The following is a 17,584-nucleotide window of genomic DNA, read 5'->3' on the forward strand; positions in this document are numbered from 1 at the left end:
GCACAGAGCGCTGCGCTACACAGAGAGATAGGTTGTTAAGAACTAAGTCTTTTTACTCTGTGTTCTCCTTTCCTCTGTGGTGAACATTCTTTTATCTTTACGCAAAAAAAAACGGCCTCAAAAGAGGCCGTTTTCCTAGGGTAAGCAGCTTTCTATTTTAAAAAGAATACTGCTTACCTACCATGTTGAACGTTTAGTTCGTTCGAGAACAATTTTTTGCGAAGCTCGAAGCTTATATTCTGTCGTTAAGTACAGCAACGATAGGCGAAGCTTCTAAACCATTCTCAGAAGCCCAAGCTAATACTGTTTTGCCATCACTTTCTGGTGAGCTTAAGTCACCTTTAGGCATTTTCTTGACCATCAAGGTACCTGTTTCAACTGCGCCGTTAAGCATAGCTGTACGAATAAGGCTGTTACCACCACAAGAAACACCTGTGTAGTAATCTTTAAGTTTAAGTCTAAAGTCAGACTGAACACGTTTCATTTTTTTACGCAGTTCGCCTTTGTCATCTGCTTTAACGATAGTACAGATGTTTTGTAATGCTTCGCCTACATCAGCTTGAGCGTTGCCCGCTGTTAATAAAGAGATAGTAGCGATAGCGATAGAAGTTTTAACTATTTTCAACATGGTTAAGTTCCTCGGTTGTTATTGTTTTTTGCAGCTGTTGCTGCGTTTTGATGTAGCTATTAAAGACTATCTAACTTGATTAAAAAATCTGTTAGGTGATACTTAGGTATGAGAGTTCATAACTATATTTTGGGGATGTAATTTTGAGCTTTAGTAGTTGGAGATATAGAACAAGAGCATGGGCTGACACTCACCCCGATTCATTACTTTTTTCACAACGCGTTTATGCACTTGATATTTTAGGCATTTGATAGACATCAAGAATTTGCAATAAAAGATCATTCAAAGCATAAAAATAAGTTGGCTTTTGTTAATTCCTCAATTATTTTATACATCTCTTTTTTGCCTCTATCTTGGGCAATTTGATGCTATCCAATGTTCGGAGCCATTTTGAAAATTTTCATGTTCTTTTTAGTCCTATTTTCCTCTTTCGGTATGTGTGATGACTCTATCTTTCAAAAAGAAATTATTGGAAGTTGGATTACTGGACAACAAGATGAATATTTTGGTGCTCAGTGGTTTATAACTGAATATAAAAAAGACGGAACGACTATTCACCGTCAGTTTAAAGATGCGTCCTGCGAGACCACTTCTATTATTATAAATGGGGTCTGGAATATCCAAGATGGCCAATTAACCAACATTGTGTTGGGTAGTTTGGGTGATTTTGAAATACCATCTGGCATAATGTTAGTTGACGAAATTATAAAGTTGGCGAACGGAGAAATGGTCATCTCGACAGATACTAATCGAACAGCATATCGAATGAAGAGTGATAAGTGTTTATAGCTTAATTTCAAAAGCAAAATAAAACTACTGAGTATCAAAATACAAAAAATGTAGTTTTTAATTAAATTGAAAACATTCAATATTTACTTCAAAAATACACAAAATTATCTTATAAATGAGCCATTTAGTAAATTGAAATCGATTTACATGTTAGTCTATATTGTTGTACTTTTTTTTTGGAGGTTTTTTGTGGCAATTTTAGGTATAAGAGATATTGCAGCTTTAGCAAATGTTTCGCCAGCAACTGTGTCTAGAGTGTTTAGCACGCCTGAAATGGTGTCTAAAAAAACCTTAAATAAAGTCCAAAAAATCATCGATGAAGTAGGGTATCGACCTAACCGAATGGGAGCCAGTTTGCGTACTCGTAAAAGTGGCAACATAGTGGCTATTATTCCGGATATTACTAACCCTGTTAATGCCGGCATCATTAGGGCTATTGAACAGGGGGCTCAAAGTGCTGGTTATTCGGTTTTATTAGGCGATACTCAAGGTTTAGAAGAAAGAGAACAACATTACGCAGGTCTAGTGAGTCACGGTCAAGCCGATGGTCTTCTATTATTTTGTTCTCGCATTCCCTTTAAAACTGATCCAAATTTGCCGTTAATGGAACAATTACCTCCTATGGTTAATGGTAATGAAAGAATTGATTCAGACGAAGTCATTCAGGTTGCAGTTGATAATGTGGCCGCAGCAAAAGCTGCAATCAATTACCTGATTTCGCTTGGTCATAAGAGAATTGCTGCTATTACTGGACCAGGTAATATTGCCAGTTCAAATGAACGATTAGAGGGTTATCAATTGGCCCTTAATGAAGCTGGCATAGAGCTTGATAGTGCATTGCAATTAGAAGGTGAATACCTAGTGCAATCGGGTATGGATTGCGCTAGACAGTTATTGTTATTGCCGCAACGGCCTACTGCAATTTTTTGTTTTAGCGACGATATGGCTATAGGTGTGATGAAGTTTTTACAAAAACAGGGGTTTGTTGTACCTGATGATATTTCGGTGATGGGCTTTGATGATATTAATTATGCAAAGTTTGTTACACCGTCTTTGACTACTGTTCATCAGCCATTGCATGAGATTGGCAGTACTTGTATCGAGTTGTTATTGAAGCAATTACAAGGTCAAAAGGTTGAGCCAGGAAGGCGTTATTTACCTTTTGAATTAAAAGTGAGAGACAGTACAGGGAAAGCGCCGGAGTGATTTTTGGCTAAGAGCTAAAAAGCTTAACGCTTATAGATTAATTAACCACAGATGTCACAGAGCGCTTCGCTGCACAGAGGAGCAGATTGTTAAGAACTAATTTTTTTTACCTCTGTGCTCTCTGTGTCCCTGTGGTTTAAAATATTTTTTTATGGTGAGTAGAGTAAGCTACATACCTTACATGCTATTGATGCTTTTGCATTTCATTCTTAAAAAAAGCGCCTTGCTGAGTGGGGGTATAGTCCCAGTCGCTGATCATAGTAGGTGACCAATCTGGATCAAATATCCAAGCTACCCATGAGATATTTCTATCTTCCATAAACTCTATTATCTGTGGACCATAAGAACCGTCGTTTATAACAGGTATATGCGCCCCTTTGCCATCAGCATTAACCCATCCTAGTTCAGTGGCAATGATAGGGTAGTCTTTGGCGGCAAAACCCCATACTTGATCCCATAAAATAAAGTAATTCTCTTTTGATTTCACACTTGGTTTAGCTTTTTGCGGATAGGGGTGAGCAGTGTAGGCTATGCCTTGACGGTCCACTGGATTTTGCTGGATAGGGCGTAAATCATAAGCCCAATTAAAACCAGCGACCAAAGGTATCACTTTTTTATCATGGGCATAAATGATGTCTATCAACTCTTCGTTGAAGGCTTTCCATTCCAGCCAATTGGCTTTTCCAGCTCGGCCACCTTGATCAGTTGGTTCGTTAAATAGCTCATATACCGCTACTGTTGACACTCCAGTATATCGAAACGCAATGTCTTTCCAGAAAGTGCGGGTTTCTTTCATTGTTGTGTCATACATAGAATGTTGAAACAGCTCAACAGGCAAATAGCCAATAGAATGCCAGTCAATGATGATGTACATTTGTTGTGCATTTGCCCAAATGATGGCTTGGTCAATTAACTTAAAGTAGGCATCTTTACCATGGCCCTGCCAAGATACTGGGTGGATGGGTAAACGCACTACATTCGCTCCCCATGCTTTTACCTCTTTAAACAATTTTTCTGACCATTGACCTTCTCGTAACAGTTTATCTGGGTCAGCAATGTTCATGCCTCTAAAAATAACTTGTTTACCTGATTCATCGACTAACTTGTTACCTTGCACCAACACAAAGTCCAATTTGTTGGTTAATTGACTGCTATCAAATTGGCTCGGGTATGGACTATCCCACCAACCCTTATTAATTTTTGACATCGACTCTGCAGCTACATTTTGTAAGCTAACAAACATTGTCATTAAGATGGCGCTAAACAATACTGTTTTCATGCTTAATCCTTATTACAAAGAGTTGCGATAACATTGTGTTGGTTTGCAAAGACAGTAGGATCAATCATATCACCCGCAATTTTTTGTCCATCTATCTCAAGTTGAATTACGCCTTTGCTTAAACCCAATGGGTTACGTAATTCAATTTTATATGTTGCGCCGCGGAACGTTCTACTCACAGAGACTTTGTCCCAACTTGGTAATATACAAGGGTCGATACGTAAACCTTGGTATTCTGGGCGTATGCCTAAAATATACTGGGTTGCAGCATAATAATTCCATGCAGCTGTGCCAGTTAACCAGGAGTTTTTGGCTTCTCCTGGTGTGGCTGAGTCTGCCCCAGCGATCATTTGGCTGTATACATAAGGTTCAGTTTTATGCAATTGGTGCACGTCTTGTAAAAACGCTGGGGTAATCTTGCTGTAATACTCATAGGCTTTTTCACCACGGCCTAACATGGCTTCAGATATGGTGATCCAAGGATTGTTATGGCAAAAAATACCGGCATTTTCTTTATAACCTGGTGGGTATGAAGTGATTTCACCTATGTATTTGTTGTAACCCGTAAAAGCAGGTTGATTAAGCATTATTCCAAAATCAGTAGATAAGTGTTTTTCAACTGAATTCATGGCTTGTAGTGCTTTGCCATCGTCAAAACCAACGCCAGCCATCACACAAAACCCTTGAGATTCTATAAAAATCTTGCCTTCTGCGTTGTCATTGCTGCCTATCTTGTCGCCATTGGCGTCGTAAGCTCGTAAAAACCATTCACCATCCCATGCATGTTGCTTGATGGTTTGACGCATCTTATCAACTTCAGATTGGCAACTTTTTGCTAGGTCTGCTTTACCAATGTTAATACACAAATCTACAAATTCTTGCCCATACAAGACAAATTGCCCAGCAATCATCACTGACTCGGCTACATCAGAAGCACCTCTTTGGGTGGTTTGATAAGACTCATTGGGATTTTCAGAAAAACAGTTTAAGTTAAGGCAATCATTCCAGTCGGCACGGCCGATTAAAGGTAACCCATGTGGTCCAAGGTTATTCACTACATGATTAAAAGAGCGTTCTAAGTGAGTAAAATGGCTAGCCGTGTTATTCGGGTCACTGTCAAAAGGTACCACTTCGTCCAATATACTGAAGTCACCTGTTTCTTTAATATAATTAGCGGTGGATAGCACCATCCACATTGGATCATCATTAAAATTACCACCAATATCGGCATTACCTTTTTTAGTCAAAGGTTGGTATTGATGATAAGCAGAACCATCTTCTTTTTGAGTGGCAGACAAGTCTAAAATCCGCTCTTTGACTTTTTCTGGCACCATATGTGCAAAACCAATAGTGTCTTGATTCGAGTCCCTGAATCCCATGCCACGACCAATACCAGATTCATAAAAAGAGGCACTACGAGACAAGTTAAATGTCACCATATTTTGATATTGGTTCCAAATATTCACTGCTCGGTTAAATTTGTCATCAGGTGTTTGCACTTGAAACTTGCCGAGAAGGTTATGCCAATAATCATTGAGTTTTTTTAATTCAGCTGAGACTTTTTCATCACAGTCAAAGCGAGCACTTAAGACTTGCGCTGGTGTTTTGTTGATAATATTTGGCGCTGCCCATTTTTGCTCAGGTTCGACTTCACAATAGCCTAAGGTGAACACCAAAGATTGGCTTTCTCCTGGTGCCAGCTGAAGCTTTAAATGATGTGAAGCAATAGGAGACCAACCCCGTGCAATTGAATTGCTTGCTTGACCCTTTTCTACAGCTAAAGGCCTGTCGAATCCTCTGTAAGGTCCAAGGAAACTTTCTCTATCAGTTTCGAATCCATCTAATTCGCGGTTTACCGAATAAAAGGCGTAATGGTTACGGCGTTCGCGATATTCGGTTTTGTGATAAATAGTACTGTCTTCGACTTCGACTTCACCCGTTGACAAATTGCGTTGATAATTAGCTCCGTCGTCCTCTGCGTTCCATAAACACCATTCGATAAAAGAAAAAACATCAACTGACTGCTCGGTATCATTATTATTAGTGACTATCAAACGATGCACTTCAGCTTTGGTATTAAGGGGAATAAAGCTGGTGACTTCTGTTGCAATGTTATTTTTACTGGCGTTAAAGCGGCTATATCCCATGCCGTGACGACATGTATATTCATCAAGCTCGGTATTAACTGGTCGTCCTGTGGCAGACCAATATTCGCCATTACAGCCTATGTAGAAGTAGCGACCGCCATTGTCTAGAGGCACGCTGTTATAACGATAACGAGTTAAACGACGAAACTTAGGATCGCGGTCAAAACAGTAGCCACCGGCTGTATTGGAGATCAATCCATAAAATCCATCATTGCCTAAATAATTTATCCATGGGGTAGGGGTGTAAGGTGTCGTTATGACGTACTCGTAATTTAGATCATCAAAATAACCAAATTTTTCATTATTTTCAGTGTTTTCTTTAGGCATGGTTATTCGTCTCATTAGGTAGTAGTTGATTCAATTTTGTTAAATACATGGGATCTTCTTTGAGTTATTCAGCAGTTGCAGCGACTGCGCTGCGACGACCAATCAGCTCTGCGGTCATCTGTTTTTGCTTCTGTTCAGTAATAGGATAAAACAGCATTAGAGCGGCAGCAGCGACTCCAAAAGCGGCGGGAATAAAACTCATTAGTAATGTCATGCCGGGTAATGATCCTTCTACAGTGCTTGGATCCATTCCGTTATAACCATAACTTGCCAAGACCACTAACATTAGCGCGCCAGCAAAGCCGCTACCTGTTTTCTGTACGAAAGTACCAGCGGAATAAATTAATCCTGTGGCGCGTCTTCCATTGCGCCACTCGTTGTAATCAGCAGAATCACCTAACATAGAGAAAAACAAAGTAGGCATCATGGCGGCAAAAAATTCCGCGCTACAACCAAGAATGAATATTTGGGTAACGTCAGTACCTGGCAACCAATAAAAGCCGCTAGTTAGGATACTGCTCAGCAATAGCGCAATAATAAATAAGGTTTTTCTACCTAGTTTGTTAGCCAAATAACTGGTACATAAAGCACCAAGAATAGACACCACCAATAGCGCTATAAAATATTGTCCAACCAGTAATTCGTCGCCTACATAATATTTAAAATAATAAGCAATCACGCCATATTTAATACCGTTGAACATCATAGTCAGAAAACCAATACCTAGTAGAATCAACCATGGTTTATTGGTAATAAGATCTAACATATCTTGCTGAACGCCCGATCCATCTTTAACACCGTTTTGTTTATTAGCTTTGAGTAATCGGCGTACAAACCAAGTCATTGCAGACATGACAACTACGAATAAAACCCCTGTTTGCCAATTGCGATAATAGAAAAACAGCGTCATTACGATAAGAGGCATGACAATGAAAGGCAGTTGTTTGCTGAGATCTTTTAATTCTGAGCCTAAGGTCTGTTGTTGCTTTTGAATGGGTACAACACGTTCTCTGGTAGTGGCTACCGAAATCACCATTAACGCCATCAATAAACCAGCAAATACATACATAGTATATTGATACCCTAATGCATCATCTCCTTTGCCAAAAATGTCTACTAAGGTAGGCAAGAACCCCATAACAAACAGTCCACCTAAAAAAGCGCCTGCAAATCTGAATCCAGATAGACTAGTGCGTTCTTTATCATCTTCTGTCATCACACCCATCAAAGCAGAGTAGGGCACGTTGTTAACTGTATAGGCTAATGTAAGCCCGATATAGGTTACATAAGCGTAAACTAATTTGCCGCTATCACTTAAATTAGGGGTGGTGAAACACAACACCATAAACAAACAGAGAAATGGGGTTGACCAAAATATCCATGGCCGAAACTTACCCCAAGAGGTGTTAGTACGGTCAGCGATCATGCCCATAATGATATCGGTAACACCATCAGATAGACGAACCACTAAAAACAATACTGCCGCAGCAGAAGCAGCTAATCCGAAAGTGTCGGTATAAAAAACCGCAAGATAGGCTAATGCTCCACGCCAAACCAAGTTGGCTGCAGCATCGCCCATGGCGTAGCCGACTTTTTCGTATAAAGGCAGTTTTGTCATAGTGTCATTACTCTTTAGGTCATTTGTTATATTTTTAGTATTGAGGATAAAAAATTATTGGAAGTAATGTGTTAACTCACAGAGAAATAACATTGACTTAACAATATGTAGTAAGAAGATAAATGAAAATGTAAACGTTTTCAATAAAATATTTATATGAGATGGAGATTGTTTAAATATGTAAGCATAGGATGCTGAATTAAGTCCTAAAACTAGAGAGTGCAGTTAATAAAATCATATGGTTATACTTATTTTATTAAGGTGGTGAATGGCTAAACGTCTGGGCTGTTGTTTTTTAACCATGGCCCGGACGTTGAACCATGGCTTAATAGACTTGTGTAGCTTTCTTATATAAATAATTTTTATTTTGGAGTAGCACAAAAATGTTGGATAAATTGTTGATGAGTAGGTAACCCAGCCACTTTTTGTTGTTCAGTATCTTTGATTGTTTGTAAAAATCTCTTGAGTTCATCGTTACTCATATTGTCAACAATAGGGTGGTGACTTTTAGGTATCAGGCCTTGGCCTATCATTACTTGCATCCAAGAGTCATCAAACAGTTCGTTGTTTTTTCTGAATACTCGTCCAGTTTCTTCAAATAACTCTAAGCGATGCGCTAATGAATCAGGCACTGTCATATTTCGACAATGTAGCCAATAATCGCTGTCGGTACGTTGCGTTACTTTGTAATGTAGAATAATGAAATCTCGTATGCTTTCGATATCGGTATCAGTTTGTTGATTAAATTCATCAACATCACACTTTTGGATCCCGTTAACAGGAAAGATTCTCATCAATCTTACAATCGCTTGTTGGATCAAATGAATACTCGTTGACTCTAGCGGTTCTAAGAAGCCACTTGATAAACCCACCGCAATACAGTTTTTATTCCAATGTTTTCGACGTGTTCCAGTTTTGAATTTAATCACTCGCGGCTGAGTAAGATGTTCGCCTTCTACATTCGCGAGTAAGTGTTCTTGCGCTTTATCATCAGTTATATACTGGCTGCAATACACCACACCATTCCCTACTCGATGCTGTAGCGGTATCTGCCATTGCCAGCCAGCTTTGTGTGCTATAGAACGAGTGTAAGGTACTGGCTCGCCTACAGATTCGGTTTGCAGCGCAATAGCCGAATCATTTGGTAACCAATGTGACCAATCAATAAAACCGGTATGCAACGCGCCTTCAATCAATAATGCTCGTTGGCCACTACAATCGAGAAATAAATCCCCTTCAATTAGTTGTCCGTCTTTTAGCGTTAAAGACTGAATATCACCATTGCTGGGGTTTAGATTGACTTTCGATATCATGCCCTCTACACGTTTAGTTTTGTGCTGTTCGGCTATTTTACGTAAATATTTTCCATACAAAGTAGCATCAAAATGATAGGCGTAATTGAGACCATTATTAGGGAGTTGCGCAAATTTATTCGCTTTTGCAGCTACGCTTTCCAAACAATAATCACTGAAGTCTGAGGCTATACCGAGTTCTCTGCCTTTTCGCCAAAAATGCTGAAATCCTGCTGCCCAACAACTTTGGCCGGTAATGCCAAAGCCATGAAAATAATCCTCGCCCTCATTACGCCAGTTTTCGAAATTAATGCCTAATTTGAATGTGGCTTGGGTTTCACGTAAAAATTCAGCCTCATCAATTTTTAATAATTGAGAAAAGTAGATAAGAGTTGGGATAGTTGCTTCGCCTACACCAACAGTACCTATTTCGTCGGACTCTATTAAGGTAACTTCTATGCTTGTAATTAACTTGCTCAAAGCTGCAGCTGCCATCCAGCCAGCGGTCCCGCCACCTACGATGACGACACGTTTTATTTGATTATTCAAATTTATCTCCTTTGTCTGTCTTAACTAGTCTTGGGCTAAGTTTTCACAGCACACAAACTTGTTACTTAACGATTTAATTTATTTAATAAATAGCGACGTAAATGGCGGGCAGCTAGCTCATTTTTATTTGTCAATAAGCCTTTATGTGCCTCTGGTAAGTAGTCAAACGCATGTTCATCTTGGTTAAATATGTAATGATCATAAATACTTTTCCAGGCTTGTTTTTGCTCTTTGGGGAGGTGTTTTATAGCTAGTAAGGCATGTAACAATGCATCCATAGGTGCGGCTGAATATGAAGGGCTGTCAGACCACCAGAAATTTACCAAAGCATTAAAGTTACTTAACCCTTCAACATGATGCCACCAAAGACTTGGAATAACTAACGCATCACCGGGCTGTAACTCTGCAATCTGCGGTTTGACGTGTTGAAACTTAGGATACTTATGCAAATCTGGTTTATGGAAATCCACTAAACTAATTGCCTGTCCGGCAGGCGTCAGGTCAAGAGGACCAATATATAAATTTTCGACTTGTTCAGGCGAAAATAGTGTGACGCGGCGTTTTCCAGCCACGCAACAAGCGATATTTTGTGGGGTATCATGATGTGCAGCAATTCGACTCTGATTGCCCAGCCAAATACTGGTTAGCGGCTTTAACTTATCGAGTGCAGGTAAGTTATTATTATTTTTAAAGCCTGGGAAAACTTGGTCAACGTTAGCAGAACCTACATATATGTGTTTTTGCTCTGGCGGCTGGCTTTGGCCACAAAAGAAATCAAAAATAGGTTCGAGATTGCCTCGCTGTTTAGAAAAGTTAAAGCCATTCATTTCTGCGTTGTAAAAGTATCGCCCCTCTTGCTCTGCACCAGCGACAAAGGCTCCTATTTCCATACCTTGGTAGTATTGGCGTATATAATCAATGGCATTTTTTGAAGACGCATTTGCTGCTTGAACAAGTGGCCACTGTGACACCAAACCTCTTAAAATCAGAGGTTTGCTAGAGTTAAGCACGTCATCAGGAATTTCTGACAAAGTGCATCCCGCCATTTCTGTCACCTTCGGTGCGGTACTGAAGTATTCGCTCATTTTTTTGTAAGCTTATCTTTCCGAGCTGCTAAAGTGCGTATATGTTCTTGTGATGCAATTACCATATACAAAATCATTAACATGCCTGATTGATTCAGTTCAACTAACGCATCAGCATCTAATGCGGTGAGTTTGTCTTGGTTTAGAGCGTAATAACCGCTTAGTCGATGGCTACTGCCGTCACCCAAAGTAATATCTACATTGAGTGGCTCCAGTAGATCATGCTTCTTAATTGCATCAGCAAAAAGCTGAGTACTGTCTCGACTATCTTCAATAGTTTTTAGTATGGCACTCGCTCTTGATAAATAATCAGTGCTCCCGCCATGCTCTAAAAATAACGGAGTCCCTTGTGTTTCACTTATTCTGGGGTTGTCTAAATCTATATGGATAACACTTTTCTTTATTGATTTGCCGTCTTCTGTGGCTTCCTGATAACCGATTAGAAAGGGTTCACGCTCAACCATCAACGGGATATAATCTGCATCCCAGTTTTGATCTTTAAGAAATAGATTCTGATTTTCTTCAAATCCAAACAAAGCGACTGCACTAAATTCACCTGTCGAAATATTCTTGTGAAACAATATTGGATAATGAGCCTGCACATGTTTGAACTCAAAAGGAAACACTAAACTACACATTTTATTATCACCATATTGCGCTGAACGCTCGGTGATAACCCGTAAGTTTTTATGTTCAATGTTGTTTAGTAATGCGTGATTTGCCATGTAGGCTCCTAAATTAATAATTTGTACTATGTTCAAGTAAGACAATTTTTGTTGATACTTAAATCTGTTTGAAATTAGTGTTTGGGTAACCCTTGGGACACTATATGCTTAATTAAATCTCTATTGCTAGTTAAGCCTGCAACATAACGTTGGGTAAGCATTTTACTCTCTTGGTAGAAGTGTGCCGCTTTCGAGAAGTCTGAGTTACGTCGGCTGGTAACATGGGTAGGTGGTTTAAAACCCATTCCATACAAAATGTACTGGTAACTTGAAGAAGGGAATACTTCCTCAACATCATAAAAATCGTTTGTGCTTGGAGGTTGATATTGCCATAAGGTTATTAATTCTTGTAATCGTTCAGGTATAGAGTTTAGGTCTCTATTTTCTTTCCAATAATCTGAATCGGTGCGCTTGCTCAAAACATAATGTAACTTCAAAAATTCAATAATCCGTTCCCATCTATAAGTGAAACGCTGGTTAAATCTTTTTGCACATATTGCCATCATCTGAAAATTTTCTGGGAGTTCTTGACTGATCATCTTGGCCGATAGTTCAACCAAAGCCAAAGCAGAGGCTTCCAGTGGTTCAATAAATCCTGCAGACATACCTACGGCAACACAGTTTTTAATCCAGAACTGTTGTCTATATCCCGGTTTGAAACTGATTTTTCGTATGTTGGTATTTTGCTGGTAATTTCCAGCTGTTTTATCTGATAAATATTTATGTAATACCAATTCGGCCTCATCATCTGAGCAATGGCGGCTCGAATACACATACCCAATGCCCCGGCGAGTAGTTAGGCCAATATCCCATATCCAGCCATTGCTTTGTGCAGTCGATAGAGTATGCGAGGCAATCTGAGTATTATTGGGTTCGTATTCAAGTTGTGTCGCTAGAGCTGAATCATTAAATAAAATATCGTGTTTGGGGATCCAAGGAACGTTGAAATGTTTGCCTATTAGTAGAGCATTCATCCCCGTGCAGTCTACAAATAAATCCCCTTCAATAGTGCCTTTATCGGTTTCAATAGCTTGAATATGACCTGAAGGCAAGGATTGTATTTTTTCAACATGAGCACTTAGATGTTCAATTCCAAGGTTTTGTGTACCGTGAGTTTTAAGTAAGTCAGCGAATTTCCCTGCATTTAGGTGATAACCATAATTGGCTACAGCGGCATATTCAGGTGTACTAATTTGTTTTGGGGCTAACCCTAAACGACATAATTCAGGTTGAAAAGACACACAGTCTGCAAAGCTTGAATCAGTATTGAATTTGCGCCAATGTTTAGCTAAATCTGCTTGTCCCAATCCGTGAGGGACGGTAAAGGGATGAAAATAACTGTCTTTCTTTGTTCCATCTAACCAACCAATAAATTGTGAACCTTGCTTGAAGGATGCGTCACAACAGCGAAAGAATTCGGCTTCTGATATTCCTATATTTTGCAGGGTAGAGCGCATTGTTGGCCAGGTGCCTTCACCTACACCTATAGTGCTGACCTGCGGTGATTCGACTAATGTTAGTTTTACAGTTTGCGAGTGTTTGCATTGATGTTCAGCGGCAATAATACACGCTGTCAGCCAGCCGGCAGTGCCACCTCCAACAATAACAATTTTTTTAAATTCAGATTGATTCATTGTTTTGGCGTTTACTTTAGACTACTGAAGTAGTTCATTAAGAATATTGAGGATGTAAAAAATCATAAACTATCTTTTTTAACAATCCAAATTGTTAAAAAAGAGTGACCTTGGTGATATCACCAAGGTCACTAAAGTCACAATTAGGTGACTGCTGCTAATTAAAAGGTATATCTAGCGCCTAACATATAACGAGGGCCAGTTTGTTGGACTCGTCTAGTCATTGACTCATGACGACCATAAGAGCGAGTGATTTCATCAGTGAGGTTAATGGCTTCAAATGAAATAGTGAAATTTTCATCTATGTTGTAGCTAGCACTTAAATCAAGTTGGCTGTATTCATCGGTGTAGATTGGACCATAAGGGTCTCCCCATATACCGTTAAAGAATGCATCGCGCCAGTTGTAGGCTAAACGAACTTGGTAATCGTCAGTTTCATAAAAGCCAACGAAGTTAGCGGTATCACTCAGGCCAGTAAGTGGAGTCTGACCACGCTCCCTGTTTCCATCATCAAATTCTAAATCACTATCAACCATAGTGTAGTTAGCAAATATGCCAAAACCACTGTCACCGAACATATGCTGAACAGTCAATTCGATACCATCGGCACTTTTAGAGCCTGAGTTAAATGGTTGGGTAAATGTTATGTTTACATCACCATCACTAGGGTTTCCAAGTATTTGAGCTTGGATACCTAAGTCGTCGTTTGCTGGAACAATATAGGGATCACTTGGATTGTTGGCAATAATGTAATCTCTAATCGCTGTAGAATCGTTGAGGACTCCACCAAAAGCGGCCAATGCTTCATCAAACCTAGCACCTTGTACTGGAGAAGATACGTTAAACGGCGATTCTACTACTTGTTCTGTTGATATGAAGTTATCAACATCCTTTTTAAAGTAAGTAACAGACACAAAACTGTCGCTGCTGTAATACCATTCTAAAGCAATATCAATATTGCTTGATTCAGTTGGCAGTAAGCTGGGATTACCTTTGCTGCCTGATGCACCATCAATTCTTACAGTGTCTAAACTGCCACCGGCAGTCAGATTTCCGTATGCTGGGCGAGTGATACTTTTGCTGTAAGAAGTACGAAACAGTACATCTTCAGTCAGTTCAATTTTGAAATCTAAACTTGGAAGAACATGATCGTAATCACCTTTTCCTTCATAAAATAAATCTTCACCTAAATTAATGGCAAACTCATTCGCAGATACCCAAGCAATTGAATCAATGTCAGGCAATAAGGTATTAGAAGTGATGTCAGTTTTTTCGTAACGTAAACCTACACTTAGATCTGACGCCATCTCACCGATATCAAAGGCTAAATTAGCTTGAACATAAGCGCTGGTTTGTTCCTCAGAAGTACGTCTGTCTGTAGAATATCTTGAAGGAGCACATATTGTTGTACCACAAGGCCATGCTGAATCTGCTGGACTTCCATCTGCATTTAATGGCACACCGTATAAGTCACCAACTAAATCAGCAAAAGTAACAAAGTCAACATCAAAGAAAGAGTTGAGCATATTGCTCTTGTCACCAGAAATATTATCTAATCTGTTGCTTATGGTGTTTTGGCTAGCAGCCAAAATGTCATTTGGAATATCATCGAATGAACCAACACCGCCCCAAGTAGGTCTTTCTGCAAGGCCAAAGGCATTACGGTTATCAACTGTCATTTGTGCCACGCCAAAATCGATACTATTCACCACACCTTCATCAAAGGTGTATGTACCATTAATTTGTAATTGGTCAATTTCAGACTTAGCATAACTGTTTCTAAAACTTGTACCTGTTGTTCTTACCGTATCTGGCACTAAACTGCTGACATCACCGAGTGAGTTGGTCGTACCACCAAAATCTGCAGGAGAAAATGCACTTGGATATTCAACCGTCACCACCGGTAAATCACCACGGAAATCTATTGCAGTTGTACCACGAATGTTAGTGGCCATTTGTATAGTGTTACTGTTACCGTAAATTGTATTCGGTTTAGATTCTGCAGTTGAACTATGGTAATCCAGTTCTAGAGAAAGGTTGTCATTTACTTGGTATTCGATATTGATACCGACAGATTTATTTTCAGCGACAGAGCCACTTTCTTCAACTTGGCTCACTAAATCGGAATAAGTTAAATCGCCGTTATCGTCTACACCCACGTTGTTTTCTTTAATATAAAGTGGGGCGGCAACACCATCGCTATCTGGGTCTGTCCAGACACTTTCTAAATGTCCAAAGTTCATCCAAACTGATGCTAAGTTTTGGTTGAAATCGACGTCATTTTTAGCGTAGGTATAATCTAATGTCGCAGTTAAGTTATCCACTGGACGATATTGTAACGTTAATTGGCCGTTGGTACGTTCACGCTTAGTTTCGCTGAAACCGTAAATCATATTCTGTGGCACGGCGTAAACTACACCATCTGCCGGCGCATTGACATGTTGTGGAGTTTGAGGGATTGAGCCCCAATCATCAGCACCACCTGTCTGTTCTCTCCAACCGTTGCCTATTTCAGCGTATGCGGCGCCACTTTCACGTAATTGGTAACTACCTGAAATGGCGATACCAAATTTATCGTCATCGAAAGTATTACTATATAAACCTGAAAGTTCAGGGGTCAAACTTGAGCCAGTATCGCTTGATGTGTCATGCACACCCTTAACACCAAAGGTTGCTTTGAGTCCTGGAGATTGCAAAGGTTTAGTAGTTAAAATATTGATAGTAGAACCGATACCACCAGTTGGATTGACTGCCATGCTCGTTTTGAAAACCTCAACGCCTGCAACACCTTCAGCAGCAATATTGGCAAAATCATAAGAGCGCGAATCGTTGGCACTAGTCGCATTGATATTTGAGGTGGGCATTTGACGACCGTTTAATGTCACCAAGTTAAAATCAGGACCGAAACCACGCACAGTGACCTTGCTACCTTCACCATTTTGACGGTCGATTGAAACACCTGAAATTCGTTGCAGAGCTTCTGCAAGGTTTGTGTCTGGAAACTTACCGATATCTTCTGATGAAATGGCATCTACAACACCAGTGCCTTCACGCTTTACGTCCATAGAACGCATAAGACTACCGCGAATGCCTCGTACCTCTATGACTTCTGCGTTTTCATCTGTTGTATTATTGCCTGCGGCCTGTTGGGCCGAAGCGGGGGCCATTATTGCTGCGCCAAGTGTAAAGCTGATACTTGTTGCAAGCAGTGAGCGTTTAAATTTAGTGTGTGGTCTCATAAAACTGTGCCTTTAGTTGCTTTAGTTTAATCAAGTTGTTGACGTTTACATGTTGTAAGTTGTTTTTTTTGCTATTCTGCAAACGTTTTCATAGATTATTTTGTTGGTTAAAATTTGTCAAACCTTTTGTTGCTAAAATGTTGAGTTTTAGTGTCTTGAATGCATTAGTTATGTTGTAGTTGTAAGTGTTAATAAAAGGTTATCCCTAAATTATTAAAAGGAAGCCAGTTAGAAAAGGTGAGCCGGACTATATGCAAGATGAATAGGTTGAAGTTAATTTCCTGTATAAAGATTGAAAGGATTATGTATCTTTAAATTACTGGATTAACTGACTGAGATATTAATGGATCAAGTTATAAAGCATTACGACACGCAAAACGGAGTTCAGGTTACTTAATTTAGAGTTGAAAACGTGAAAATAGTGTTGCTTTTTAAGGTAAATAAATAGTGTAGACTGTAATTAATGTTGTTTCACAACACTCGTTTTAAGCAATATTAATAAATATGTTTTCTGAAAAATCAACCTGATAAAGCCCATGTTATGAGCTCTCGCTTATCTAATAATATTGATAATCAGGTTATTTATATGGAGACTTTTAATACGACTAACTTGATGTCGCATTGATTGACTTTGACTTATACATTGATGAGTCCAACCAAGTATTACATAGCTCTTGATCAATGATTTCTAGGGCTATAGTGTCGTTAGATGCAGCAGTGGCTTTGAACGTCAGTTGTTTGAGTTTTTTATCGCGTAATACACTAAGTTGCACGGTTTGGCCGATAACTAAACAATTGAGCTGTGCGACTAAGTTTTCTTTATTTATCTCCCATTTATCTATGGCAATCAACACATCACCTACTTGTAACCCGGACTCATAAGCGGCAGTTTGCTCTGTCACTTGAATGATTTGTATACCTATGTCCCGCGCTTTTATTTGTGCACCAAAATCGATGCTAATTGGGGATGTTGTTTTTACACCTCCTTTATCATCGAGATTTTCTCTTGAAAAAAATTGGCATTTAACGCCAAATTGCTGAAGCAACTCGTTGAATGGTAACTCTT

12 protein-coding genes are annotated in these 17,584 nt (G+C 39.4%); 2 read left to right on the forward strand and 10 right to left on the reverse strand.

The annotated features are described in order from the left end of the window. Positions 1–232: 232 nt before the first annotated feature. Positions 233–628 carry a DUF3718 domain-containing protein gene (locus GARC_RS13535; RefSeq protein ID WP_007621018.1) on the reverse strand — a complete coding sequence of 132 codons (396 nt, stop codon included), beginning with the start codon at positions 626–628 and terminating at the stop codon, positions 233–235. Positions 629–1,018: 390 nt separating this feature from the next. On the opposite strand from GARC_RS13535, the gene GARC_RS13540 reads away from it, so the two are divergent. Both GARC_RS13540 and GARC_RS13545 read left to right on the forward strand, forming a co-directional pair. After that, the gene (locus tag GARC_RS13540) at positions 1,019–1,417 is read left to right on the forward strand and encodes a hypothetical protein (RefSeq protein WP_153810932.1); all 399 of its coding nucleotides are present in this window, start codon (positions 1,019–1,021) and stop codon (positions 1,415–1,417) included. Between the two features lie 189 nt (positions 1,418–1,606). Continuing rightward, entirely contained in the window at positions 1,607–2,623 is a 1,017-nt protein-coding gene (locus GARC_RS13545) for a LacI family DNA-binding transcriptional regulator (protein WP_007621021.1), read from the forward strand. Positions 2,624–2,807: 184 nt separating this feature from the next. On the opposite strand, the gene GARC_RS13550 is transcribed toward GARC_RS13545, so the two are convergent. The 9 genes from GARC_RS13550 to GARC_RS13590 form a co-directional block, all read right to left on the reverse strand. Beyond that, complete coding sequence (locus GARC_RS13550) at positions 2,808–3,902, reverse strand: glycoside hydrolase family 5 protein (RefSeq protein ID WP_007621023.1); 1,095 nt, start codon at positions 3,900–3,902, stop codon at positions 2,808–2,810. A 2-nt stretch (positions 3,903–3,904) separates the two neighbouring features. Continuing rightward, positions 3,905–6,376 (reverse strand): GH36-type glycosyl hydrolase domain-containing protein, encoded by a 2,472-nt coding sequence (locus GARC_RS13555; RefSeq protein ID WP_007621025.1) that lies wholly within the window; start codon positions 6,374–6,376, stop codon positions 3,905–3,907. Positions 6,377–6,440: 64 nt separating this feature from the next. Continuing rightward, positions 6,441–7,994 carry an MFS transporter gene (locus tag GARC_RS13560; RefSeq protein WP_007621027.1) on the reverse strand — a complete coding sequence of 518 codons (1,554 nt, stop codon included), beginning with the start codon at positions 7,992–7,994 and terminating at the stop codon, positions 6,441–6,443. A 362-nt stretch (positions 7,995–8,356) separates the two neighbouring features. Then, a complete protein-coding gene (locus tag GARC_RS13565) occupies positions 8,357–9,835 on the reverse strand; it encodes a tryptophan halogenase family protein (protein ID WP_007621036.1) in 1,479 nt (492 codons plus the stop codon). Positions 9,836–9,900: 65 nt separating this feature from the next. Beyond that, positions 9,901–10,920 carry a cupin-like domain-containing protein gene (locus GARC_RS13570; RefSeq protein WP_039989645.1) on the reverse strand — a complete coding sequence of 340 codons (1,020 nt, stop codon included), beginning with the start codon at positions 10,918–10,920 and terminating at the stop codon, positions 9,901–9,903. After that, the gene (locus GARC_RS13575; RefSeq protein ID WP_007621039.1) at positions 10,917–11,645 is read right to left on the reverse strand and encodes a SapC family protein; all 729 of its coding nucleotides are present in this window, start codon (positions 11,643–11,645) and stop codon (positions 10,917–10,919) included. Before GARC_RS13575 ends, GARC_RS13570 begins: the two co-directional genes overlap by 4 nt. Before the next feature lie 74 nt (positions 11,646–11,719). Next, complete coding sequence (locus tag GARC_RS13580) at positions 11,720–13,279, reverse strand: tryptophan halogenase family protein (RefSeq protein WP_007621040.1); 1,560 nt, start codon at positions 13,277–13,279, stop codon at positions 11,720–11,722. Between the two features lie 161 nt (positions 13,280–13,440). Further along, positions 13,441–16,518, reverse strand: a complete 3,078-nt coding sequence (locus GARC_RS13585; RefSeq protein ID WP_007621041.1) for a TonB-dependent receptor — start codon at positions 16,516–16,518, stop codon at positions 13,441–13,443. Positions 16,519–17,123: 605 nt separating this feature from the next. After that, positions 17,124–17,584 (reverse strand): PDZ domain-containing protein (locus GARC_RS13590; RefSeq protein ID WP_039989647.1); only part of this gene is annotated, 461 nt, incomplete at its 5' end.

This window comes from Paraglaciecola arctica BSs20135 (assembly GCF_000314995.1).
GTDB lineage: Bacteria > Pseudomonadota > Gammaproteobacteria > Enterobacterales > Alteromonadaceae > Paraglaciecola > Paraglaciecola arctica.